Origin of the sequence: Bradyrhizobium sp. LMTR 3 (assembly GCF_001693485.1) — a bacterium.
Classification (GTDB): Bacteria; Pseudomonadota; Alphaproteobacteria; order Rhizobiales; family Xanthobacteraceae; genus Bradyrhizobium.
Window position 1 is genome coordinate 73,248 of sequence record NZ_MAXC01000012.1, and the last position, 23,834, is coordinate 97,081.

The 23,834-nt window shown below is 63.0% G+C and carries 21 protein-coding genes; 8 read left to right on the top strand and 13 right to left on the bottom strand.

Going from position 1 to position 23,834, the window contains the following annotated elements:
- The first annotated feature begins 3 nt into the window (after window positions 1-3).
- Together LMTR3_RS09800 and LMTR3_RS09805 are read left to right on the top strand one after the other, a co-directional pair.
- Complete coding sequence (locus LMTR3_RS09800) at window positions 4-1,488, top strand: DEAD/DEAH box helicase (RefSeq protein WP_065744871.1); 1,485 nt, start codon at window positions 4-6, stop codon at window positions 1,486-1,488.
- 127 nt (window positions 1,489-1,615) lie between these two features.
- Window positions 1,616-2,683: a GGDEF domain-containing protein gene (locus LMTR3_RS09805; protein ID WP_065744872.1), complete on the top strand. Its 1,068-nt coding sequence runs from the start codon at window positions 1,616-1,618 to the stop codon at window positions 2,681-2,683.
- A 99-nt stretch (window positions 2,684-2,782) separates the two neighbouring features.
- Here the strand turns inward: LMTR3_RS09805 and LMTR3_RS09810 are convergent, their stop codons facing one another.
- The 9 genes from LMTR3_RS09810 to LMTR3_RS09850 all read right to left on the bottom strand — a co-directional run bounded on the left by LMTR3_RS09810 (window position 2,783) and on the right by LMTR3_RS09850 (window position 10,908).
- A complete protein-coding gene (locus LMTR3_RS09810) occupies window positions 2,783-3,235 on the bottom strand; it encodes a TfoX/Sxy family protein (RefSeq protein WP_065744873.1) in 453 nt (150 codons plus the stop codon).
- 148 nt (window positions 3,236-3,383) lie between these two features.
- A complete protein-coding gene (locus LMTR3_RS09815; protein WP_065744874.1) occupies window positions 3,384-3,770 on the bottom strand; it encodes a HesB/IscA family protein in 387 nt (128 codons plus the stop codon).
- A gap of 139 nt (window positions 3,771-3,909) precedes the next feature.
- Entirely contained in the window at window positions 3,910-4,323 is a 414-nt protein-coding gene (locus tag LMTR3_RS09820; RefSeq protein WP_065744875.1) for a VOC family protein, read from the bottom strand.
- Between the two features lie 9 nt (window positions 4,324-4,332).
- On the bottom strand, window positions 4,333-4,704 hold the full coding sequence (locus tag LMTR3_RS09825) for an SUF system Fe-S cluster assembly protein (RefSeq protein WP_028346267.1): 372 nt from the start codon (window positions 4,702-4,704) through the stop codon (window positions 4,333-4,335).
- The gene (locus LMTR3_RS09830; RefSeq protein ID WP_065744876.1) at window positions 4,701-5,948 is read right to left on the bottom strand and encodes a cysteine desulfurase; all 1,248 of its coding nucleotides are present in this window, start codon (window positions 5,946-5,948) and stop codon (window positions 4,701-4,703) included. Before LMTR3_RS09830 ends, LMTR3_RS09825 begins: the two co-directional genes overlap by 4 nt.
- Entirely contained in the window at window positions 5,945-7,270 is a 1,326-nt protein-coding gene (sufD, locus tag LMTR3_RS09835; RefSeq protein WP_065744877.1) for a Fe-S cluster assembly protein SufD, read from the bottom strand. The genes LMTR3_RS09830 and sufD overlap by 4 nt, the downstream gene beginning before the upstream one ends.
- 17 nt (window positions 7,271-7,287) lie before the next feature.
- Entirely contained in the window at window positions 7,288-8,040 is a 753-nt protein-coding gene (gene sufC, locus LMTR3_RS09840; RefSeq protein WP_065744878.1) for a Fe-S cluster assembly ATPase SufC, read from the bottom strand.
- Between the two features lie 125 nt (window positions 8,041-8,165).
- A complete protein-coding gene (sufB, locus tag LMTR3_RS09845; protein ID WP_065744879.1) occupies window positions 8,166-9,662 on the bottom strand; it encodes a Fe-S cluster assembly protein SufB in 1,497 nt (498 codons plus the stop codon).
- A 91-nt stretch (window positions 9,663-9,753) separates the two neighbouring features.
- Window positions 9,754-10,908 carry a cysteine desulfurase family protein gene (locus tag LMTR3_RS09850; RefSeq protein WP_065744880.1) on the bottom strand — a complete coding sequence of 385 codons (1,155 nt, stop codon included), beginning with the start codon at window positions 10,906-10,908 and terminating at the stop codon, window positions 9,754-9,756.
- Between the two features lie 275 nt (window positions 10,909-11,183).
- Between LMTR3_RS09850 and LMTR3_RS09855 the strand changes: the two genes are divergently transcribed.
- Window positions 11,184-11,831, top strand: coding sequence for an alpha/beta hydrolase (locus LMTR3_RS09855; RefSeq protein WP_025589847.1), 648 nt, complete (start codon window positions 11,184-11,186; stop codon window positions 11,829-11,831).
- Between the two features lie 199 nt (window positions 11,832-12,030).
- Here LMTR3_RS09855 and LMTR3_RS09860 read toward each other — a convergent pair whose 3' ends face one another.
- Entirely contained in the window at window positions 12,031-12,711 is a 681-nt protein-coding gene (locus LMTR3_RS09860) for a glutathione S-transferase family protein (protein ID WP_065745564.1), read from the bottom strand.
- A 118-nt stretch (window positions 12,712-12,829) separates the two neighbouring features.
- A complete protein-coding gene (locus LMTR3_RS09865; protein ID WP_065745565.1) occupies window positions 12,830-13,930 on the bottom strand; it encodes an anhydro-N-acetylmuramic acid kinase in 1,101 nt (366 codons plus the stop codon).
- A gap of 176 nt (window positions 13,931-14,106) precedes the next feature.
- On the opposite strand from LMTR3_RS09865, the gene tyrS reads away from it, so the two are divergent.
- Together tyrS and LMTR3_RS09875 are read left to right on the top strand one after the other, a co-directional pair.
- On the top strand, window positions 14,107-15,360 hold the full coding sequence (gene tyrS / locus LMTR3_RS09870; protein WP_065744881.1) for a tyrosine--tRNA ligase: 1,254 nt from the start codon (window positions 14,107-14,109) through the stop codon (window positions 15,358-15,360).
- A gap of 69 nt (window positions 15,361-15,429) precedes the next feature.
- Window positions 15,430-16,677, top strand: coding sequence for an MFS transporter (locus tag LMTR3_RS09875; protein WP_065744882.1), 1,248 nt, complete (start codon window positions 15,430-15,432; stop codon window positions 16,675-16,677).
- On the opposite strand, the gene LMTR3_RS09880 is transcribed toward LMTR3_RS09875, so the two are convergent.
- Complete coding sequence (locus tag LMTR3_RS09880; RefSeq protein WP_065745566.1) at window positions 16,678-17,580, bottom strand: LysR family transcriptional regulator; 903 nt, start codon at window positions 17,578-17,580, stop codon at window positions 16,678-16,680.
- Between the two features lie 113 nt (window positions 17,581-17,693).
- Between LMTR3_RS09880 and bla the strand changes: the two genes are divergently transcribed.
- Entirely contained in the window at window positions 17,694-18,587 is an 894-nt protein-coding gene (gene bla, locus LMTR3_RS09885) for a class A beta-lactamase (protein WP_245319867.1), read from the top strand.
- A 175-nt stretch (window positions 18,588-18,762) separates the two neighbouring features.
- Window positions 18,763-19,017 carry a hypothetical protein gene (locus tag LMTR3_RS37405; protein ID WP_141686540.1) on the top strand — a complete coding sequence of 85 codons (255 nt, stop codon included), beginning with the start codon at window positions 18,763-18,765 and terminating at the stop codon, window positions 19,015-19,017.
- Window positions 19,018-19,088: 71 nt separating this feature from the next.
- Here LMTR3_RS37405 and LMTR3_RS09895 read toward each other — a convergent pair whose 3' ends face one another.
- A complete protein-coding gene (locus tag LMTR3_RS09895) occupies window positions 19,089-22,757 on the bottom strand; it encodes a YhdP family protein (RefSeq protein WP_065744885.1) in 3,669 nt (1,222 codons plus the stop codon).
- 216 nt (window positions 22,758-22,973) lie between these two features.
- Between LMTR3_RS09895 and LMTR3_RS36160 the strand changes: the two genes are divergently transcribed.
- On the top strand, window positions 22,974-23,747 hold the full coding sequence (locus LMTR3_RS36160) for a peroxiredoxin (protein ID WP_084029598.1): 774 nt from the start codon (window positions 22,974-22,976) through the stop codon (window positions 23,745-23,747).
- Window positions 23,748-23,834: the final 87 nt, after the last annotated feature.

Sequence of the window (23,834 nt, forward strand, 5' to 3'; positions counted from 1 at the left end):
TCAATGTCTTTTTCCCATCTCGGTCTTTCCGATAAGGTCCTCGCCGCAGTTGCGGCTACCGGTTACACCACCCCTACTCCCATCCAGGAACAGGCAATCCCCCCCGTTCTGGCCCGCCGCGACGTCCTCGGCATCGCCCAGACCGGCACCGGCAAAACCGCCGCCTTCGTCCTGCCCATGCTCACTTTGCTGGAAAAGGGCCGCGCCAGGGCACGGATGCCCCGCACCCTGATCCTCGAACCGACCCGCGAACTTGCGGCACAGGTGAAAGAGAACTTCGACAAGTATGGCGCCGGCCAGAAACTCAACGTTGCGCTTTTGATCGGCGGCGTCTCGTTCGGCGACCAGGATTCCAAGCTGACCCGTGGCGTCGACGTCCTGATCGCAACTCCCGGCCGGCTGCTCGACCACACCGAGCGCGGCGGCCTCCTGCTCACCGGCGTCGAACTGCTGGTCATCGACGAAGCCGACCGCATGCTGGACATGGGCTTCATCCCCGATATCGAACGTATCTGCAAGCTGGTGCCGTTCACGCGCCAGACCCTGTTCTTCACCGCGACGATGCCGCCGGAAATCAGCCGCATCAGCGAAACCTTCCTGCACAATCCTGAACGAATCGAAGTCTCGCGGCCGGCAACCACGGCGACCGGCGTGTCGCAGTTCAAGGTCAACGGCGGCCGTGAGCCGCACGAGAAGCGCGAGCTCCTTCGCCGTCTGTTGCGCGACGCCAAGGACCTCAACAACGCGATCATCTTCTGCAACCGCAAGCGCGAAGTCGCCGTCGTTCACAAATCGCTGCAGAAGCACGGCTTCAGCGTCGGCGCCCTGCACGGCGACATGGACCAGTCGGCGCGCACCGCGGCGCTCGATCAATTCCGCAAGGGCGAGATTCCGCTGCTGGTGGCCTCCGATGTCGCCGCCCGCGGCCTCGACATTCCCGCCGTCAGCCACGTCTTCAATTTCGACGTGCCGCATCACGCCGACGACTACGTGCACCGCATTGGCCGAACGGGGCGCGCCGGACGCGCCGGCACCGCGATCTCGATCGTGACGCCGCTCGACAGCAAATCGATCGCTGCAATCGAACGGCTGATCGGGCAAACCATTCCCCCCGCCGAAGGTGATTACGCCGTACATTCGGACTCGTCCGAGGAGTCCGATCAGCCGCGCGAACATCGCGCGAGGGAAGGCTCGCGCGGCGGGCGCAAGCCGCGGCGCGAACGCGAGCCGCGACACGCCAGGGATCCTGATAAGCGCCGTGACAAGAGCGCCGATCGCGAACCGCGGCATGCCAAGGGCACGGGCCGCAGTGCCAGGCCGCAGCCGGAGGCCGCCGCCTTCTCGTCGTCCGCCCCTGCGCAGCCTTCGCGCGTGCCCTCGATCGGGCGACCCGAACCGCGGCGCGCCCACCGCGAGGTCGAATCGGAGCCCGCCGATCACTCGCACCTTCCCGCATTCCTGTTGCGGCCCATTCGCGCTCGCGTCTGACAACCGTCGATTTGCTGCGGCCGGAACTGTTTACCGGCCGTTCATCCTCCTCCGTTAACCTGCGGCGATAATTTAATCATTGCTGCACGGCAACGACCGGCGCTGCTCGCTATTGGGGACGGGATCAGTGGTCAAGCTGCTGGACGAGCACGAACGCACGATGGCGTTTGCCGAAGTCGCGTTGGGCCAGATCAAATCCCTCAGGCAGACCGCCGTCCCGCGCAACTATGAAATCTGGTACGTCTACGCGACCGGATACAATGCTCCCCTCAACAAAATCATCAACGAGACGCTGGCGCGCAACGGCAAGCTGAGCGAGTCCGATCTCGAACAGATCTACGAAACCTATCTCTCCCACATCAAGGCCTCCGACCGCATCGACAAGGTCGGCGCGCGTGTGATCGGCGAGATCGACGACGTGATGGGCCTCATCACCGAGGCACTCAGCATGTCGGAGAGCTATGACGCCAAGCTGAGCGGCGCGAACGAAAAACTCAGGAACGCCAAAAGCCGCGATCAGATCAAGGCGATCGTCGACGGCCTGGTGAAATCGACGCGCGAGATGCGCGGGACCAACAAGGCGCTGGAGAGCCGGCTCGCGCTGTCCAGGACCGAGATCAGCAATCTGCAGCACAGCCTCGAAGCGATCCGCGCTGAGAGCTTGACCGATCCGCTGACCGGATTGGGTAATCGGAAATATTTCGACCGCTCGATCGAGATGGCGGTGCGGACGGCGATGGCGAGCGGTGAACCGCTGTCGCTGATGATGTTCGACATCGACCATTTCAAATCGTTCAACGATTCCTACGGCCATCTGACCGGCGATCAGGTGCTGCGGCTGGTGGCAATGTCGCTGAAGCAAACCATCAAGGGCCAGGACATCACCGCCCGCTATGGCGGCGAGGAGTTCGCGGTGGTGCTGCCGAATACCGGGCTGCGTCAGGCGCTGACGGTCGCCGACCACGTCCGCCGCGCCGTCATGGCCAAGGAATTGAAGAAGAAATCGACCGGCGAAATTCTTGGCCGCGTCACCATCTCGGTCGGCGTCTCCATGCTGAAGCCGGACGACGACACGGATTCGCTGATCGAGCGCGCCGATGCTTGTCTCTACGCCGCCAAGCGCAACGGCCGCAACCGTGTGGTCTGCGAAGTCGACCCCGAATACGCCGCCGAGACCCGCAGCCAGGTCGCGTGATCTCACTCCTCATGGTGAGGAGGCGCAACGCGCCGTCTCGAACCATGAGGCCCCGCCTGTGGCCTACATCCTTCGAGACGCCCGCTTCTCGCGGGCTCCTCAGGATGAGGATCTTTTCTTTGGCTTCTTCTTGGTTGCAGCCTTCTTAGTCACAGTCTTCTTCGGCTTCTGCGCGACCACGGCCTTGCTCGAAACCTTCGGCTTCGCCGCCTTGCGCGCCTTCGGCCGCTTAAGCAGGGCCGCGCGTTGCGCCGCTGCCAGTGCAGCCCGCGCCCATTCGGCCAACTCCTCGGAGTCGTCGAACAGACGCGCCGGCAATTGCCAGTACGAGTTCACGGTAACGGTCTTGGCCCGAGTTTGATACTGAAACGGCGTTGAACCTTCCGCTTCAAATTGCGGAATGGTTTGCTCGTCCGCGCGAAGGTAAAGCCCGGCGCGCAGCGAAAGCGCGAAATTGGTGCCATCGGCAGAAATGCCGTACCCGGAGAACATCCGGCGGATGGTAACCGGGCCGAAATCGGCGAACAGGTCGATCAGGAAATCGCGATCCATATTGGCGCCTGCCCTAGACCTCACCCCTTATGGTGAGGAGCCGCGTAGCGGCGTCTCGAACCATGAGGCCGCTATCTCGCCCGCGGCCATCCTTCGAGACACGCGCAATGCGCGCTCCTCAGGATGAGGTCCGCGCATGCGGCGAGACCTACACTTTCGCCGGGGTCAGTTGAACCGACTCGCCGCAGCCACAGGCGGAAACCTGGTTCGGGTTGTTGAAGATGAACTGCGCCTGGAGCTTGTCGGCCTTGTAGTCCATCTCGGTGCCGAGCAGGAACAGGACCGCCTTGGGATCGACCAGGATCTTGACACCCCTGTCCTCGACGACTTCGTCGGTCGGGCGGATCTCGTGGGCGTATTCCACCGTATAGGACTGCCCGGCGCAGCCGCCGTTCTTGATGCCAACGCGCAAGCCCACGATCTCGGAATCGGCACGCTTGGTCAGCTCCGTGATCCGCGCGGCGGCGGCCTCGGTCAGCTTCATCACCTGCGGGCGCGGCCGCGGCTTCGGCTTGGACTGGACGGTGGTATCCATTGCAGTCGATCTCCGGCGTCGCAGGGTAGCGACCAACTATGACGAACTATAATGCCATTAAAGTAACAACGAAATTCCCACTGTGAAGGTCTCTCGTCATGAACTCACTCAGAACCCCTCGAAACGCTCCGCGGGCTTCCTAGTAAATCTTCCAAATTCCCGGCGTCGCCAGTTCCAGCAAATGGTTATCCGGGTCGCGGAAGTAGATGCTTTTCCCGCCGCGCGGCCAGTCCGTCCTGCCTTCGATCGCGACATCGTGCTCGCCGAGTGTCTTTTCCCACAGCGGCAGCTCGGCCACCGGAATGGCAAAGGCCATATGAATGGGGCCGCTGCCATCATGCGGCGGAATGGTGCCGCCGGGGAGTCGGATCGTCTCAGGCACCGAGCCGCGGCGAAACAGCAGCAGCACGCTTCGTCCACCGACATCGAAAGCAGCGAACCGCGGATCCGCCGTCAGCGCTTCCAGACCCAGCACCTCCTCGTAGAACGCGCGGGCGCGGTCGAGGTCATCGACATAGAGTGCAGTCTCGATGACGCCGGATAGCTTGGGCAACGGATCCCTTCACCACATGTTGAGGACGAGGCGCGCCTCGTCGGACATCCGATCCGGCGTCCAGGCCGGATCCCATACCAGATTGACATTCACGACACCGACGCCGGGCACGCTGGCGATCGCGTTCTCCACCATGGTCGGCAGTTCGCCGGCCGCCGGACAGTTCGGCGTGGTCAGCGTCATCGTCACGTCGACGCTGCGGTCGTCCTTGAGGTCGACCTTGTAGATCAGGCCGAGTTCGTAGATGTCGGCCGGAATTTCCGGGTCGAACACCGTCTTCAGCGCGGCGACGATTTCGGTGCCCAGCCGCTCGGTCTCCTCCGGCGGCAACGCCGAGTTGGTTTCCATGTTGGCGGTTTTGACTTCGGCCGTGTCACTCATGCGAACAAATCCTGCGCTTTGATCAGCGCCTGTGCCAGATGGTCGACTTCTTCCCGGGTATTATACATCCCGAACGACGCCCGGCAGGTAGCTGTGACATTGAACCGCTCTAAAAGCGGCATCACGCAATGGGTGCCGGCGCGCACCGCGATTCCCTGCCGGTCGATCACGGTTGCGACGTCGTGGGGATGGGCGCCCTTCATCTCGAAGGAGATTACCGGCCCCTTGCCGCGCGCGGTGCCGATCAGGCGCAGCGAATTGATTTCGCGCAGCCGCTCCTGGGCGTAGTTCAAAAGATCGTGCTCGTGCGCGGCGATGCGCTCCTTGCCGATCGAGTTGACGTAATCGATTGCGGCTCCCAACCCGATCGCCTCGACGATCGGCGGCGTCCCGGCTTCGAACTTGTGCGGCGGATCGCCATAGGTGACCCAGTCCTTTGCCACCTCGCGGATCATCTCGCCGCCGCCATTATAGGGCCGCATCGCGACCAGGTGCTCATGCTTGGCGTACAGCGCGCCAATCCCGGTCGGACCATAGATCTTGTGGCCGGTGAAGGCATAGAAATCGCAATCGAGATCCTGCACGTCGATCGGCAAATGCACAGCGCCTTGCGCGCCGTCGACCAGCACCGGAATGCCGCGGTCATGGGCGAGCTTCACGACTTCCTTGACCGGGACGAAGGTGCCAAGCGCGTTCGACATCTGAGTGATGGCGACGAGCTTGGTCCGCGGTGTCAGCAGCTTCTCGAACTCCTCGATCAGGAAATTGCCGTCGTCGTCGACCGGCGCCCATTTGATCACGGCGCCATGGCGCTCGCGCAAAAAGTGCCAGGGCACAATGTTGGAGTGGTGCTCCATTATCGAGAGCACGATCTCGTCGCCTGCCTTGATGTTGGGCTCGCCCCAGGAAGATGCCACCAGATTGATGGCCTCGGTGACATTGCGGGTGAAGATAATTTCTTCACTACGCCCTGCGTTAATGAATTTCGCCACCTTGGCGCGGCCGCCCTCGTAGGCTTCCGTCGCGGCATTGGCGAGATAATGCAGGCCGCGATGTACGTTGGCGTATTCGCTTCTGTAGGCTTCCGTCATGCGATCGAGCACGGCGGTCGGCTTCTGCGCGGAGGCGGCGTTGTCGAAATAGACCAGCGGCTTGCCATAGACCTTCATCGCCAGCGCGGGGAAATCCTCCCGCACGCGGGCCACGTCATAGGCCCCATTCTTGACCGCCGGATGCTGGGTCATGCCCGTGCCTCCAGCCAACGCTGCGCGGCGGCGATTGCGAGCTCGCGCAGATCGTCGTTGACGATGGATTCGATGGCCTCACCAACAAAGGCCTGGATCAGCAGCGCCTGGGCCTCCTTCTCGGAGAGGCCGCGGGCGCGCAAATAGAACAGCAGGCTCTCGTCGAGCGCGCCGGTCGTGGCGCCATGGCCGCAGGTAACGTCATCAGCGAAGATCTCGAGCTCCGGCTTGTTATCGGCCTCGGCGTCGTCGGACAAAAGCAGTGCCCGCGTCATCATCTTGGCGTCGGTCTTCTGGGCATCGGGACGCACGATGATGCGGCCCTGGAACACCGAATGGCCACGGTCGTCGGCCACGGCGCGGAACACTTCACGGCTGGCGCAATGCGGCACCGCGTGATCCATGAACAACGTTGTGTCGGCGTGCTGGCGGCCATTGAGCAGATTGACGCCGTTGGTCTCGACGCGGGAGCCCTCGCCGGCAAAGGTGATGGTCGCCTGATAGCGGCTGACGGCGGCGCCCGAGGTCATGCCAAAGGTGTTGAAATGCGCATGCGCGCCCAGCGTAATGACGGCGGAGGAGATGTTGAACGCGTCGCGGCCATCCTCGACCAGTCGAACATGGTCGAGCCGCGAATTATCGCCGATTGCGACGATCATGGAGTCATGCGCCTGATAGGCCTTCGCACCCTCGGCCGCGATGTAGCTCTCGACCAGCGTCACGCCGGTATCCTTGCCGAGACGCAGCAGCGAACGGGTAAACATCGCAGCCGACGTGGCGCCGCTCGCGACATGAATGACCTGCAGCGGCTGCTTCAGCACGACGCCGTTGGCGATCTCGATCACCACGCCATCGGTCATCATCGCGCTGTTGAGCGCGACCATCGGATTGGCATTGTCGGGCGTGAATAACTGCGTCTGCAGCGCGGCGTCCCCGGTTTCCAGCACGTCGCGCAGGGTGCGGACGGTAACGCCCTTCTCCAGCCCCTCCAGTTCGGAAAGCTTCGGCGCGAACACGCCATCCACCAGCACCAGACGACGGGCGCCCTTGATCGCCTGCAGCTTCACGGCGGCGGCAGCCTGCTTCAGCGCGGCCGCATCCGGTGCGGCCGCCAGCGGCAGCACCTCGCGCATCAGCGCGCGCAGATCGGTGTATTTCCATTCCTCGAGCCGCCGGTGCGGCAGCCCGACGCGCTCATAGGCCTCGAAGGCGGTGTTCCGCGCCTCGGCGACCTTGCCGCCGCCCGGCAGCCGATCGCGCGCCACCGCAAAGCTCTCGCTCAGCGCGCGCCCGGTCTCGTTTTTTGCCAGAACTACATTCATCACAAATCCGTCCGCAGTCAGGCTGCGTCTTCGAACTGGGTGTAGCCGGAAGCCTCGAGCTCCAGCGCCAGATCCTTGCCGCCGCTCTTCACGACGCGGCCCTTCGACATCACGTGCACGAAGTCCGGCACGATGTAGTTGAGCAGCCGCTGGTAGTGGGTGATGACGACCATGGCGCGATCGGGCGAACGCAACGCGTTGACGCCGTCGGCAGCGATCCTGAGCGCGTCGATGTCGAGGCCGGAATCCATTTCATCGAGGATGCAGACGGCAGGCTCGAACAGCGCCATCTGCAATATCTCGTTGCGCTTCTTCTCGCCGCCGGAGAAGCCGACATTGACGCCGCGCTTGAGCATGTCCTGCGGGATGTTGAGCGACTTTGCGACCTCGCGGACCTTTTTGAGAAAGTCGGGCGTGGAGAATTCGCTCTCGCCACGCGCCTTGCGCTGCGCGTTCAGCGCGGTGCGCAGGAAGTTCATGGTAGCGACGCCAGGAATTTCGACCGGGTACTGGAACGCGAGAAACACGCCCTTGGCGGCGCGCTCGTCGGGGTCCATCTCCAGCAGGTCCTCGCCCCGGAACAGGATCTGGCCATCGGTCACTTCATAGCCCGGCTTGCCGGCGATGACGTGCGAGAGCGTCGATTTGCCGGAACCGTTCGGCCCCATGATCGCATGCACCTCGCCCGGGTTCACGGTGAGCGTCAGCCCATGGAGAATCTCACGCTCCTCGACACGAACCTTCAGGTCTTTCACTTCAAGCAATGACATGTTGTTTTTCCGTTTTCACCCCTCGTCCTGAGGAGCGCCGCCAGGCGCGTCTCGAAGGACGTGGCCACAATCTTTCCTCTCATCCTTCGAGACGGCCGCTGCGCGGCCTCCTCAGGATGAGGTCGCTATCCAACCGATCCTTCGAGCGAGATCGAGATCAGCTTCTGCGCCTCAACCGCGAACTCCATCGGCAGTTGCTGCAGCACGTCCTTGACGAAGCCGTTGACCACGAGGCCGACGGCTTCTTCCTGGCTGAGGCCGCGTTGGGTGCAGTAGAACAGCACATCCTCGGAGATCTTTGACGTCGTCGCTTCGTGCTCGAAGGTCGCGGACGAGTTCTTCGCCTCGACGTAAGGCACGGTATGCGCGCCGCATTTGTCGCCGATCAGAAGCGAATCGCAGGCAGTATAGTTGCGTGCGCCGGTCGCCTTGCGATGGGCGGTGACGAGGCCGCGATAGGTGTTCTGCGAGACGCCGGCCGCGATGCCCTTGGAGATGATCCGGCTCGACGTGTTCTTGCCGAGGTGGAGCATCTTGGTGCCAGAGTCGACCTGCTGGTGACCGTTCGAGATCGCGATCGAATAGAACTCGCCGCGCGAATTGTCGCCGCGCAGGATACAGCTCGGATATTTCCAGGTGATCGCCGACCCGGTCTCGACCTGGGTCCAGGAGATCTTCGAATGGTTGCCGCGGCAGTCGCCACGCTTCGTGACGAAATTGTAGATACCGCCCAGGCCCTCGGAATTGCCGGGGTACCAGTTCTGCACCGTCGAATACTTGATCTCGGCGTCATCGAGAGCGACGAGTTCGACCACAGCGGCATGCAACTGATTCTCGTCGCGCTGCGGCGCGGTGCAGCCTTCGAGATAGCTGACGTAGGAGCCCTTGTCGGCGATGATCAGCGTGCGCTCGAACTGGCCTGTGTTGCGCTCGTTGATGCGGAAATAGGTCGACAGCTCCATCGGGCAGCGCACGCCCGGCGGCACGTAAACGAACGAGCCGTCGGAGAACACCGCCGAGTTCAGCGTCGCGAAATAGTTGTCCGAGGTCGGCACGACCGAGCCGAGATACTTTTTCACCAGCTCGGGATGTTCGCGGATCGCCTCCGAGATCGGCATGAAGATCACGCCGGCAGCCTTCAACTCCTTCTGGAAGGTGGTCGCCACCGAAACCGAGTCGAACACCGCGTCGACCGCGATCTTGCGGTTGGCCGACGGCTCGCCGCCGGGCGGGGGCTCGACGCCTTCGAGAATGGCGACTTCGCGCAAGGGAATGCCAAGCTTCTCGTAGGTCTTGAGGATTTCGGGATCGATTTCATCGATCGACGACAGCGTCTTCTTCGGCTTGGGCGCCGCGTAGTAATAAATGTCCTGGTAGTCGATCTTGGGATAGTTGACGCGCGCCCAGGTCGGCTCGGTCATGGTCAGCCAGCGGCGATAGGCCTCCAGACGCCATTCCAGCATCCAGGCCGGTTCGCTTTTCTTGGCGGAAATGAAGCGGACGGTGTCTTCCGAGAGACCCTTGGGGGCCTTGTCGGACTCGATCAGCGTCTCAAAACCATATCGATATTGGTCGACGTCGATGCGCTTCACGCGCTCGACCGTCTCTTGTACGGCTGGCATTCCATCCTCCGCTCGCGGTTTCAAGGACCGCGGTGGAACAATCGCAAAATCAGTCTGACGAAACGTTCCGGCGAAACCCACTTAGAACGTTTCAAGCCGTGTTTCGTCGCCCTCTAAGTAAGGCATCGGCAAGCTTTCGCCAAGCCTCAAGGGCCAAATCAATGTCTGTCTCCGTGGTAGACCAGCCCAGACTGAGTCGCACCGCTCCCTGCGCCAGCTCGCCGTCGAACCCCATGGCGGCCAGAACGTGGGACGGCTGTACCTTGCCAGAGGAACAGGCGGAACCGGACGATACCGAAATACCGCTGAGATCGAAGCCGATCACCGCCGTCTCGGCCCGAAGCCCGGGAACGGTAAACAGCGTCGTATTGGGCAGACGTGGCGCATCCTCTGAAAATACAATGATTTCAGGCGCTTGGTTCAACCCTTTCTCAAGGCGCTCACGCAGATCCTGCTGCCGGATGGCACTAGCCGGCAGCTCGGCCATGGCCGCCTTGGTCGCTGCGCCAAAGGCCGCGATACCAGCGACATTCTCGGTTCCCGCCCGGCGGCCCAGCTCCTGCCCACCGCCGCGGAGCAGCGGCTCCAGCCCCTGCACCTCCTCGGCCAGAACCAGCGCACCAACTCCCTTGGGGCCGCCGATCTTGTGCGCAGACAGTGTGATCAGATCGGCGCGTATCGATTTGATATCGAACGGTATTTTACCGAAAGCCTGGATCGCATCGACATGCAGCAGCCCGCCTGCTTCATGCACGATGTCGGCGACTTCGCCGACCGGTTGAATGGCACCGGTCTCGTTGTTGGCCAGCATCACCGACACAAGCGCTGGCGGCCCTTTGGCAAGCAACGCACGCAGATGGGCGAGGTCCACCAAGCCGGCACCGGAGACCTTAATGGCCGTGATCGTATCGGCCGGAAACCGTCCGCCTGATAGCACCGACGGGTGCTCGATGGCCGACACCACCAGTCGCTGGACCGGCGAGCCCGTGGCCCGGCGCAATCCCGGCGCCAGAGCCATTGCATTGGCTTCGGTGCCGCCGGAACCAAACACCACATCCTGTGGACGGGCGCCGACGGCCGCGGCGACCGCGGCCCGTGCGTCCTCGACCAGCCGGCGCGCCTGACGCCCTTCGGCATGTACCGAGGACGGATTGCCGGCCAGGTCCCAAGCGGCTGCCATCGCCTGCCTCGCCTCGGAGCGAAGCGGCGTCGTCGCATTCCAATCGAGATAGATCCGGTCGGACATTCTGTATGATATTACCTACAGCCGCAGACGGCCAGCGAGCTAGGGCCTTGTGCTTTCCCAAATGCCTTATGGCAATTGGGGATCGTGCCGTCTCGTGCAATCGCAAGCTAACGCCTTGAACAGCCTTCGAGATGTTCAAGATGCTTGCTTTTTGCCCCTCGCCTCATGCTAGAAGGCCGCAACCAGTTCACGGGAGCGCCCGTTCGCGCATCGCCCAACGACGCATGATCACATTCTTTTCCGCCCGGATCACGTCCGTTGCCTAGGGATCATCAATGCCTGAAGTAATTTTCACCGGCCCCGCAGGCCGCCTCGAAGGCCGTTATCATCCGGCCAAGCAGAAGAACGCGCCGATCGCGATGATCTTGCATCCGCATCCGCAGTTTCACGGCACGATGAATCACCAGATCGTCTACCAGTGCTACTACGCGTTTGCGCATCGCGGCTTCTCGGTGCTGCGTTTCAATTTTCGCGGCGTCGGCCGCAGCCAGGGCTCGTTCGATCATGGCACCGGCGAGCTTTCGGACGCGGCCTCCGCGCTCGACTGGGCGCAGACTATCAATCCCGAAGCGCGCGCCTGCTGGGTCGCAGGCTTTTCGTTCGGCGCCTGGATCGGCATGCAGCTTCTGATGCGCCGGCCCGAGGTTGAGGGTTTTATTTCGATCGCGCCGCCCGCCAATCTCTACGACTTCTCCTTCCTCGCGCCCTGCCCGTCTTCGGGACTGATCGTGCATGGCGAGAAGGACGCGGTGGTGCCGCCGAAGGACGTCAACACGCTGGTCGAGAAGTTGAAGACGCAGAAAGGCATCGTGATCGATCAGCAGATCATCCCGGGCGCCAATCACTTCTTCGATGGCAAGCTGGAGCCGCTGATGGAGACGGTGACCGGCTATCTCGACATGCGGCTTGCCAACGTCCGCTAGTCCTGCTCGTGCCCCGGACGCGGTGCATCACGAAGTGGTGCACCGCAGAGCCGGGGCCTATCTCTCAACCGTTCCCGTAACCAACAATGGGTCCCGGTCCTGCGAAGCAGCGCCATAGCGTGTCGAAGACGCGCGTGAACGCGCTTATGGCGCTGCGTCGCGCCCGGGACACGGCCCACGCCTACCATCCCGGCAAGCGCTAAGCCGCCAGCTTCAGCAAATGCGCGTTATGGCGCGCCAGGAACGCGTGCAGCAATTGCGGATAGTCGGGACCCACCGCCGTGCGTACGCTCGGCCGCTTCGCCAGCGTCTCCCGCCATGCGCGGACCTTCGGCGTGTCGGCAAAGACCGAGAGATCGGTCAACTCATCGAACACGTCGAAATAGCGGAAGATCGGCGCGAATACCGCATCCACCAGGCTGAAATTTTCGCCGGCAAAGAATGGCCCCGCGCCCAGCGCCTCCTCGACACGCGCAAATTTTGCGGCGACCGCCTGCCGTTTGCTCTCGAAGATCGCGGGATCACCCGTCGTCTCCAGGCCCCAGAGCGCGCTCAGAATGGTCGACCCGAACTCCATCCAGGCGCGGTGCTGCGCGCGCTGGAGCGCATCCTGCGGATGCAGCTTTGCGCCGCCCTGGGTGTCCTCGATGTATTCGCAAATCACGTTGCTTTCGAACAGCGCGACCTCCTTGCCGTAGTCGCTGGTCACGACGAGCACCGGCACCTTGCCAAGCGGCGATATTTTCAGGAACCAGTCCGGCTTGTTGGAGAGATCGATGTCGATCCGCTCGAACGGAACGCCTTTCTCGCTCAGCGCGATCACGGCGCGCTGCACGTAGGGACAAAGCTTGTGGCTGATCAAAGTGAGCTTCTGCGCCATGACGACCTCCAACGCGAAGGCCGGCCGGCCTCCGCTCCATGCATTTGCATCTAAATTAGATGCGCTTGCATGCAGTCGTCAAGCTCAATGCAATTGCATCAACATATCTTGAACCGCGTCACGGTCGCGCGATGATGCCGCCGGTCATCGGGAGCGGCACCCCGGTGGTGGCGGGATAGCTCAGCGGCAGGCCTTTCAGGCCTCGCGCCGCCAGAAATCCGAAAGCCTGCGCCTCGATGGCGTCTGAGGCCCAGCCCAGGGTATCCGCCGCCCGGACGGTCGCGGGCGCCAGACACTCACGCAGCATTCGCAGCATGGTCAGGTTGCGGGCGCCACCGCCGGCCACGATCCAGTTCTTGGGTTCCTTCGGCAGCAACGGCACCAGCCGGGCAATCGCAGCGACGGTAAAGGCGGTCAGCGTCGCCGCGCCATCCTCGGGCGGCATATCGCGAAGCTTCAGCCCCGCAAAATCGTTGCGATCGAGCGATTTCGGCGGCGGCAGCGAAAAGAACGGCATCTCCAGCGCACGGTTGATCCAGGCCGCATCGACCCTGCCCAGCGCGGCGGTTCGCCCCTCGGTATCGAAGCGCTGGTTCAAGTGGCGGAACATGTGGTCATCGAGCAGCGCGTTGCCTGGCCCGGTATCGCAGGCGATCAGCGTGTCGCCGTCGATATAGGTGATGTTGGCGACCCCGCCGATATTGACCACGACGGTCGGGCCCTCCCACTCCAGCGATTGGGCGAGCGCGCGGTGATAGACCGGCACAAAGGGCGCGCCCTGCCCGCCAGCTTCGACATCGGCAGCGCGGAAATCGTACATGACCGGAATGTGGATCGTCCTGGCGAGCGTCACTGCATCGCCGATCTGGACCGTCAGTTTTTTCTCGGGCCGGTGCAGCACGGTCTGGCCGTGAAAGCCGACGATGTCGATATCATCGAAGCGCATCCGGTGTTGCGCGGTAAAGGCGGCCACCGCCTCGGCATGCGCAGATGTGACGACCCGCTCGGCCTCGCGCAGGCAGCCGGGCCGCGCCGCGCGATCGGCCAGGTCGGTGGCCTCATACAGCGCCTGGCGCAACAGGCCGCGCTCCGTATCGGTATAGGGCCGGTATCCGGACGGTCCGAGCGCATTCACCCGGCGGCCGTCGGTTTCGATCAAAGCGACATCGACCCCGTCGAGCGAGGTGCCGCTCATCAAACCTAGTGCCGTCAACATCATGGTCGATTGTGCCTTTGAAACGCCCTGCTCGATACGTCCCGCCGACGACGACCAGCTTGTGCCAAACACGCACATCTTATAATGCCACAGCGCCCGGCCTTGCGGCACCCTGTTCCGCCGTGGTTCCGCAACTCGCTACAATTACAGTGAAAATAGAATGATCAAAGCGCCCGCCCATGACCAAATTTAAATCAGATTTCCTGAACATTTTACAGGAACGCGGCTTCATCCACCAATGCTCCGATTTCGAGGGCCTCGACGCGCTGGCCGCCAGGGGCCAGGCGACCGCCTATGTCGGCTACGACTGCACCGCACCGTCGCTCCATATCGGCAATTACCTCACCATGATGATGCTGCACTGGCTGCAGCAGAGCGGCAACAAGCCGATCACCCTGATGGGCGGCGGCACCACCATGGTCGGCGATCCCTCGGGCAAGGATGAAACGCGCGCCATCCGCTCGGTCGAGGAGATCGAGGCCAACAAGGCCTCGATCCGCGGCGTGTTCGCGAAGGTGCTGCGGTACGGCAACGGCCCGAGCGACGCGATCATGCTCGACAATGCCGAATGGCTGACGAAGCTGAACTATATCGAAATGCTGCGCGACGTCGGCCGGCACTTCTCGGTCAACCGCATGCTGACGATGGATTCGGTCAGGCTCCGGCTCGAGCGCGAGCAGGAGATGAGCTTCATCGAGTTCAACTACATGGTCTGCCAGGCCTATGATTTCGTCGAGCTGGCGCGGCGCACCGGCTGCCGGCTGCAGATGGGCGGCTCCGATCAATGGGGCAACATCGTCAACGGCGTCGATCTCGGCCGCCGCATGGGCACGCCGCAATTGTTCGCGCTGACCACGCCGCTGCTCACGACCGCGTCGGGCGCCAAGATGGGCAAGACCGCGCAGGGCGCGGTGTGGCTCAACGCCGACCAGTTCTCGCCTTACGACTTCTGGCAATACTGGCGCAACGCCGAGGACGCCGACGTCGTGAAATTTCTAAAGCTGTTCACGACCCTGCCGATGAGCGAGATCGAGAAACTCGCGGCATTGCAGGGCGGCGAGATCAACGAGGCCAAGAAGGTGCTGGCGACGGAGGCGACCGCGCTGTTGCATGGCCGCGACGCCGCGAACACCGCCGCCGAAACCGCCCGCCAAACGTTCGAGCAAGGCGCGATCGCGGAGAACCTGCCCACCGTGGAAGTGTCGCGCGGTGAGCTCGAAGCGGGCGCCGGTGTAGTGGGGCTGTTCGTGAAAGCAGGTCTCGTAACCTCGAACGGCGAGGCACGCCGCCAGATCAAGGGCGGTGGCTTGCGCGTCAACGATGCCGCCGTGACCGACGAGAAAATGGTGCTCACGCCGTCCAACCTCACCCCGGAAGGCGTCATCAAGCTTTCCATGGGTAAGAAAAAGCACGTGCTGCTCAAGCCAGCCTGATCTGGCTTGCATGGGCGCATTCGTTTTTGACGCTTGCGGGGGCCAGCGGAAACGCGCTCCCTGCGTCCCATGGACAACAAGACGTCAGAGGGAGACGCGTTAGCGAGGCCGCTCAAGCCGGGGCGCATTGCACTCAATGTGCTGGCGCTGTGCTTCACGCTGGCGCTGCTCGGCCGCGGCCTCGGCGAGAGCTTTACGGTTTTCCTCAAACCGATCTCGGAGAATTTCGGCTGGGACCGCGCGGAAGTGGTTTCGGTCTATTCGCTGACATGGCTGGCGGGCGGGCTGACGGCGCCGGTGGTGGGGCGGCTGTTCGACCGCTACGGCCCCCGCGCCGTCTATTCGCTGGGACTGCTGCTGCTCGGCGCGGCGTTTCTGGTGGCGTCGCGCGCGCAGGCGCTGTGGCAATTCCAGTTGAGCGTCGGCGTCTCCGTCGGGATCGGCATCGCATTCATAGGCAACGTGCCGAACTCGATCCTGCTCGGCCGCTGGTTCGGCCCGCGGCTGCCCACCGCGATGGCGGTGGTCTATTCCGCGGCCGGCGTAGGCGTGCTGCTGTTGCTGCCGGCGTCGCAGCTTCTGATCGATCACATCGGCTGGCGCGGCGCCTACCAGACGTTCGGTATCATTGCGCTCTGCCTGCTGCTGCCGTTGTTGCTGCTGCCATGGCGGCTGTTCTCCATGGGCTCGCCGCACATCGCGAAAAAGGCCGATCCCGATTTCGTCGACGGCGGCTGGACGCTCGGCAGCGCGATGCGTCACCACGCGTTCTGGGCGCTGTTTTCGACCTTCTTCTTTACGGCCGTCGGGATGTATGCGCTTGCGGCGCAGATCGTCGCTTATCTGATCGATGCCGGCTTCCCGCCCCTGCAGGCCGCGACCGCCTGGGGCTTTTCCGGCGTCGTGCTGCTGTTCGGCATGCTGGGCGTGACCCAGCTCGATGCAATGATCGGACGAAGGCCGTCGGTTTTGCTCAGCTATGCCATCTCGATCATCGGCATCATCCTGCTCTGGCTGCTGCAGTTCTATCCGAACTTCTGGCTGCTCGGCGCCTTCGTCGTGACCTTCGGCAGCATGATCGGCTCGCGCGGCCCGCTGATCACGTCAACCGCAATGAAGATCTTTCGCGGCGAACGGGTCGGCACCATCTACGGCACGATCTCGATCGGCAGCGGCCTTGGCTCGGGGCTCGGCGCCTGGGCCGGCGGCCTGATCCACGACTGGACCCACAGCTACAACCCCGTGATCGCATTCGCGCTGGTGGCCGTTGTGCTCGGAATGATTCCGTTCCTGGTCGTACCGGCGCTGCGGCGGTAGCTACGTCCCGGCCTGCTTGCCCGGGCTCCTCTTTGTTGCTGCGATCGTTTCAAGCAGCCAGCTCTTGAATGAGAGCATCGCGGCTGTCGGGCGCCGGGAGTGCAGCGACGTGATCCAATAATCGCCGAGCGCTACTTCGACCTTGAAAGGACGTACCAGCCGCCGCTGGCGGATCTCGTCCTGAAACAATGCCGCCGGCAACAACGCAACGCCGAAACCGCGCGCCGCTACACTGGCGATCGTGATGGATGAATCGAATACCATTCCCTTGAGGACCGGACTCTGAAGTCCCGCCGCGGCAAACCATCGCGGCCATTCCTCCTGTCGGTAGGAACGCAGCAGCACCTCGCGCTTGAGATCGGCCGGCCGGCTCAGCCTGCGAGCCAGCGAAGGCGCGCAGCATGGGGTAAATGGCGCAGCCATCAACTGGGTCGCCTCAGTGCCATGCCAAAGGCCATCGCCAAACCTGATCGCGTAATCGAGGCCTTCACCCGCAATGTCGATACGATTGTTGTTGGTGAACAGGCGCAAATCGATCCGTGGATAGGCTTTCCTGAAAGCATCGAGCCGCGGCAACAGCCATCCGGAAGCGAAGGTACCGACCACCCCGACCGCGATGACGTCCTGGTAGTGGCCGTCTTCAAACCGATTGAGCGTTTCGGTGAGCCGGCCGAAAGCCTCGACAATGCTCGGCAGCAGCAGCTGTCCTTCATCGGTGAGCGCAACGCCGCGGGGCAGCCGGCGAAACAACTGTACGCCTAGCCGGTTCTCCAGCACTTTCACATGCTGGCTGACGGCCGCCTGTGTAACCCGAAGCTCCAGGCCAGCACGGGTGAAACTGAGGTGGCGCGCCGTCGCTTCAAAGGCCCTTAGCGCATTGAGCGGAAGGTGCGAAAGCTTCATCCGGCGCCGCATTGCTCGTCCCTAGTTTTTCTTATGCCTGCCCGCAGAACTCATCGTTTGTCAAGACAGCGACCGATCGGCACCTTCCTGCGCGTAGCAAGGAGGGATTCATGGTGATCACGAGAAGACAGTTCCAGCTTGGATGCGGTGCAGCGCTGATAACGACCGCCTTGAGCGCCCGGCAAGCGATACGCGCCTCGACCGCAAATCAACGACTGATCGACGAGATCAGGCGTCTGGAGCGCGGGAGCGGCGGCCGGCTCGGTGTTTGCGTCCTGGACACGGCAACGGACACTCGTCATGCCCATCGGGGTGACGAGCGCTTTCCGATGTGCAGCACCTTCAAGATGCTGGCAGCCTCCGCGATCCTGGCGCGGGTGGATGCCGGCAAGGAACAATTGACGCGGCGCGTGACCTTCGACGCATCCGCACTCATCGTGTACTCACCCGTAACCGAGAAGCGCGTCGGCGGCGACGGCATGACGCTCGCCGAGATTTGCGAAGCGGCGGTGACGTTGAGCGACAACACGGCCGGCAATCTCCTGCTTGCCGGCATCGGCGGCCCGCCGGGGCTGACGGCCTTCGTGCGGAGCCTCGGCGACCAGGTCACGCGGCTAGACCGGGATGAGCCTTCGCTCAACGAGGCTTTGCCCGACGATATCAGAGATACCACGACACCGAATGCGATGGCTTCGAATTTGCAAGCGCTGATCCTTGGGACTAAAGCGCTGTCGGCAGCATCGCGCGAGCAACTGACGGCATGGTTGGTCGCCAACAAGACCGGCGACGCGCGACTGCGTGCAGGTTTTGCGAAAGACTGGCGCGTCGGCGACAAGACCGGTACCGGTGCCCGAGGCACAAACAACGACGTCGCTGTGATCTGGCCGCCCGGCAAGGCGCCCATCGTGATCACCGCCTATCTGACCGGCGCCACCGTTTCTGCCGCTCAGCAAAACGCCACCTTGGCTTCGGTCGCGCGGGCGGTCTCGGCCATGGCCTCTGGCTAGGTGCCGAATGCAAACTCTAACTGCCGGCTTGTCGGTCGCGGCCATCGTCCTGTGCTTTGCAGTGCCGAACTCGACTCCATCAATCGCGTCGAACGATGTCTTTGCCGACCGTCCGGCATTTTCCGAAGCAGAGCAGCCTGCGCGGAGGCCAGCCGACTGCAAGGATGTCAGGCGGATGGCGGACGGTATTCCTGAACTCGACTATCGGATCGATCTCTCGGTGGTCGGCAATCTCACAGCGGTGCAGACGGATCAAGTCTTGTGGTATCTCGTGCTGTGCTCACCGCCGGATATCAGGATCATGTGCGTGACCTACCAATCCAACGGCGTGGCGGTTGGCGACAGGGTCATCGTGAGAGGCGGATATCGACGACGCGACGCCAACCATGTCCTCTTGGATCCTTGTCTGGCAAGCAGACCAGAGCAGTGATTTCTACCGAGAGAAAGCTTCCCATCCCGAAGCTTCCATTCGATCATCCACCAGCCTGCGACCGTGCCTGACTAATTATTCGGCGGCAGTTCGATCGGAGTGTTGTTCTGCTTGCCGGTGTTGAACTCGAAGACCTTGCGCAGCACGCCGGGCATCACGGCCGAAATCGGGTTGACGCGCAGCACCGGCTGGCCGGGGGTGCCGACCACTTCATAGGTGACGCCGATCAGGCCCTCGTTGCTGCCGCCGCCGAGGAACAGCCCGAGCACCGGAATCTGGCCGAACATATTGTTCAATCCGTACATCGGAACGAAGGTGCCGCTCATCCGAACTTGATTGGCGACGGTATCGATGCTGCCTTCGATTGTCGCCCCGACCATCGGCCCTTTCACGACACCATCGCGGATCGTGAGCTGTCCATTCTGCCGCGTGAATTCGGCCCGCAATGCCGTAAAGGAAACGCCGCTCTGAGTGCCGGTAGAACCACCTGCTGCCACACGGTCAAGCGAAGCCTCGCCCTTGACGGAGAAGTCGCGGACGTTGATCAGGCCTTCCTTAGCGCTCGGTTCGACCGTTGGCGGCTCCATCGCGAGCGAGAGTTGGCCACCAATTACCTTCGAGTACATGTCCGTGAAACGGAAGAAGGCACCGGCATCATTGGTCTGCAGGATAATGATGTCGCGGCCTTGTCCCGCCCCGCGACCGCGCAGATCGGCTGTCAACGATGTGTCGCGCCCGACCTTGCTGGAGAGCGTGAAGTTTTTGACGATGCCGTTGCGGCGCGAGAACTTGCTGTCGACACTGCGCAACGCCTCGCCGTTGAAGCCGGCGACCGCGCCGAGCTTGACGTCGATATCGAGGTCCAAGTTCCGGGACTTGCTCTTGGGGTCCGTGTCCTTGCCCGTGATCGCCGACTTGAGGAAGCCGCGGCCGTCGAACACGTCGCCGCGCATCGTAACCTTCACGACGCCGTCGGCGCCGCGCTCGGCCTTCAACGTCGTCTTGTCGCCATCCGACGGCGCGTAGGTCGGGAAGTTCGCGTTCAACAGGTCGCCGTTCTGGTCGACTTCCAGCGACCCCTTGATCGAAACGCCGCCGCCTTCGACCACGATATCCTGGAACAGCGTCGACTGCTCCTTCTTGACGACATTGAACGTCGCCTTGCCCGACTTGCCGGGCACCTTGACCCAGCCCGGCAGGATGTTGTCGAGCCGCAGCGAGGTCAGATCGGCTTCGATGCCGACGCGGCTGTCGTTCTCGCCGATCTTGCCGACCACCTTGATCGGGATCGAGCCGCTCACAGCCGGTCCGAAATCGATCCCGAGGCGCGCGCGGCTGGCATCATCCAGCGTCGCCTGCAGCCTGATATCGGCGTCGCCCTCGCTCGGCTTGCGATAGTCCAGCGAAGCCGGTTGCCCGTTGATCTTGACGTCGCCCTTGACCTGGTAGCCCGCGTTATTGGCGAGCACCTTGAGCGTATTGGATTCCAGCTTCTGGTTCATCACGAGCTTGTCGGCGGCAAACCCGGCCAGATCGGCAATCACGGTGTAGGTGGTATCGGCCTTGGTCATCGAGCCCTTGACCGGCATGCCAAGCGTGATGATAGCGGCAACGTTTCCCTTGCTGGCGTTCGGATCGATCAGCGTGCCGGAGAGATCGCTGATGCGGTCGGAGGCCAAAATCTCAGCCGCTGCCGGCACGGACGCATCGACCCTGAACTTCACCCGTGAGGGCGACGGCTTCGGCGCCATATCCGGCACCTCGAAGGTGAAATCGGAAATGTTGATCTTGCGGCCGGCGGGCGTGTCGGCAATTCCCTGCCCGATCGTCACCGTTGCCGTTCGCCCGGTAACCCGCGCCTTCAAATCCGCATCGCGTACCGCGGGCATGTCGTCGACCGGACGCGCGGTGACTCCCGAGGCGACGATGTTGACAGCCAGGCCATCGTCAGGAATCGGCGGCCCCTTGCGCGACAGATTGCGCACCGGCGAGTTGACGCCGACCTCGATGCGCTGGAGCGTGCCGCGCTCGATCCGCTCGATCACCCATTCACGCACTTCGGGCACGATCAGGATCGGCCACATCCGTTTCAGCGCGGATGCCGACATCGGCGTGCCCGCAAAACCGAGCTGCAGCCGCGCCTCGCCCGAATAGTCGATGCTTCCCGTACCGGCGATGCCGATCTCGCCATTGCTGATGTCGGCCTGGGTGAGCAGCACGCGCTTGCGGTCGGTGTCGAACTTCATCCCGATCGCGATCCGGTTGAAGATCAGCGGCGGCTCGTTGTCGGTGCCGGCCAGCAGGATGGTGCCGCCGCTAAGGCCGGCCTGCCATTCGGTGGTGGCGCCGTTCGGCGGTTCGAGATGGCCGAGCAGCGTAATCCGGTTCGAACCGGAAATGACCTTGAAGGGCGCGACCAGCACGCGCCGTCCGGCATCCCATTCGACGCTCATCTCCGCCGAATCGATCGGCATCGGATAGTCAGGCGTATCGCTGTCGATCAGGTTCCCGGCGCCGGCGGTGATCTTGCCGCGGAAATAGGTCGGCAGACCGTCGCGGCCCAGTTCGCCTTTCAGCTCGCCGGAAAGTGGCAGCTCCGCGCTGTAGGTCAGGTCCTTGACCCGCATCGCAAGCAGGATGTTGGCGGCAGGCACCTTGTCGGCGCGAAGATCGACCGAGCGCACGCCGTTCTGCTGTGGTCCGACCACGACCTTGAGCGACCAGGGATGCGCACCTTGCTCGCCAAGGCTCACCGCAACCCCGCCGCCGCTGGGGCGGCGCATGCTGAGGCTGATATTCTCGAAATTCCATTTGTTGCCGCGCTGCTGATCGTCGACAATGAGATTGCCGTTCTTGAGGCCGATCTCGTTCAGGTTCTGGCCGTCGAGGCCGGTCAGGCTGAGGCTGTCGAGCCAGTCGAGGCCGGCCAGCAATCCGTTCTGCGCGGTATCGGGAGCCGTCGCAGCAGCACCTTGCGGCGGCGCAGGCGGCTGGCGGGGGAATGTCGGCGCCAGGCCGGCATCGCGCTTGGAGGCAACGCCGGTCGCCAGCGGCTTGGCGGTATCGCCGGCAGACACCGTCACCTGGCCATCGGGCGTGATTCGCACCGAAAGTTCGGCATCGACCAGATTGAGGCTTTCGGCGCGCAGCCGTCCCATCAGCAGCGCCATGCCCGACAGTTTCACCTCGGCCTTCGGCGCGGTGGCAACGACGACCTGGTCACGGTCGCGGACCACGATGTCGCGGATGCGCACCGCGATTCGAATCCGTCCGGCCCGCTCGATCTGCGTACCGCCGACCTCGACCGTGTTGCCATGGCCGATATTGTCTTCGATCGCGGCCGCCAGCCACGGCGTCGCGACGTCGAGGTTGATCGGCCCGGCGCCGAGCCGCCACCACAGACCGCCGAAACAACCGGTGAAGATTACCGCCAGTACGGCGATCACGATCGCCAGGCGCTTGACCCAGCGCTCGCCGGTCATCCATTGCTGCAGCGCTGAGAACTTGTCGCCGAACCGATGGAATCGGGAATTGGAGCGTGACAACAGCCGTCGCGCACGATAGCCCGCCGCGTCGTCCTGCTCCCAGCCCGCCGCGTCATCCCATTGCTGGGCCTCGGCACGCGGATTCGACCCCTTGGGCGAAGTATTCCTAGCCATTGCCTCTCGGTGCCGGCGCTGAGGTTGATCGCCGCCAAGGGCACGCTCTTCGATCGTTATCGAGCGCTCCTGTGCCGGCATCGCTGCCAATCCTCGATTAATACTGTTACTCGTGGTCGGGCCCAAGGATTGATTGGGCGGTCCCATCGACGAGCGGACGGGGGTAGCGTCGAATTCCTTGTAACCATACTCCGGGGTCATCAAACTTGCCCAGCAGCCGGAGCGAATCCGGCGGTCAAAGGCGAGACCCGCAATACCCTAATGGTTGATCTGCGGAAAGCGACGAAAGGAAGGCGTATGTCCAAGAAAACGCGCAAGAAATCCTCCATGCCATCTCCCAAGAACCGCAAGGCTTCCGCCGCAAAACCCGCCGCGGCCAAGACTGCCGCCAAGACCGCCAGCAAGACCGCCCGCCGCAGCACGCCGGCATCGACCAAAAAGCCTGCCGCCAAGGCAGCCAGCACGGCCGCCAAAACCGCCGCCAGGAAACCGGCCAAGAAGCCGGCGAAGACGGCCAAGACCCCTTCAGCCAAAGCGTCGCACAAGCCGACATCGAAACAGTTAATAAAATCCAATCTATCGGATACGCCCAAGCCAGTGACCGGAACCGGACTGGTCGAAGGCGCCATGGCGCCCGCCTTCAGCCTGCCGCGCGACGGCGGCGGCAGTGTTTCGCTGGCGGACTATGCCGGCAAGAAACTGGTGCTGTTCTTCTATCCCCGCGCCGACACGCCCGGCTGCACCCGGGAGGCGATCGACTTCACGCGGCTCGATAGCGAGTTTGCCGATTCGGGAGCGGTGGTGGTCGGTATCTCAGCCGACACCGTAAAGGCCCAGGAATCCTTCCGGAACAAGCACCAGCTTTCGGTTCCTCTGATTTCGGACGAGCAGCATGAGATGCTCGAGGCCTATGGCGCCTGGGGCGAAAAATCGATGTACGGCAGGACCTTCATGGGGATCATTCGAACGACGGTTCTGATCGGCGCGGACGGACGGATCGCCAAAATCTGGCGCAATGTGCGGGTCGATGGCCATGCCGACGAGGTGCTGGCTGCCGTTCGCACCATGTGATCGGCAGGTTTGATCGGCAGGTTCCCTTTCCCAAAAATTAACCATGAATGGGTCAAATCGGCACGCAAGTTGAGCCGAACGGAGCTG